Source organism: Vibrio sp. 03_296 (assembly GCF_002265885.1).
The window spans coordinates 1-673 of sequence record NZ_NPKW01000898.1; the positions used below are offsets into that span (position 1 = coordinate 1).

A 673-nucleotide genomic window follows, 5' to 3' on the forward strand; every position below is an offset into this window, starting at 1 on the left:
TTTAAACAGAGTGTCATTGAAGATCTTTCGATTGTGCAGCCCGGTTAGCTCGTCTTTGATCACCTCGGAAGAGACTTCAGCTAACTGCTGCTTTCTGGTTTTGGATTGTTCATACAGATTCAAGTAGACAAAAAACAACGCAGAAAAACGATAAACAAATACGAATAATCAATCACCAGTTTTGAAAGTGGGTAGGAAAATAAGAAAATGGTTTGTTATCCGCGATGTACGTTTTGGTGTAGGCAAACTCTGATAAAGGATAGCCATTGTAGGTTAACAGGGTGGTTTTAAACCCTTGGTCAAAGATGGTTTCGACACTTCTTCCGTTCAGATCATAAAAGAGGCTAAAGACATATTCGCCGACAATTTCATTTTCCTCTTCGTTTGAATAGACAGGGCTAGAGACAGAAATTAAGTTTTTCCAAATCGCTGTCGTGGTAGATGGTGGACACCACTGCGCGATCCAACAGTTGATCGGGCCATGCGTATTGAGTACAGACAAACTGTGTTTTACACCAGTTTTCGCTAAACTTGCGCGCATCGACTTTGAAGCCGTTGACTTTGCGATCAAGCAGATACTTTTTACCAGAGTAAGAGCGGTAATAAAAAACGGATTTTTATTATTAAACAAGCTCAAGAAAWTAGTTTCTTAGTTTCATGCATGGTTTTATAG

The 673-nt window shown here is 39.6% G+C and carries 1 protein-coding gene; it reads right to left on the minus strand.

Annotated features, from left to right (window positions below; translation table 11 throughout):
• Nucleotides 1-172 precede the first annotated feature (172 nt).
• Nucleotides 173-541 carry a hypothetical protein gene (locus CIK04_RS34685; protein WP_325205963.1) on the minus strand — a complete coding sequence of 123 codons (369 nt, stop codon included), beginning with the start codon at nucleotides 539-541 and terminating at the stop codon, nucleotides 173-175.
• Nucleotides 542-673: the final 132 nt, after the last annotated feature.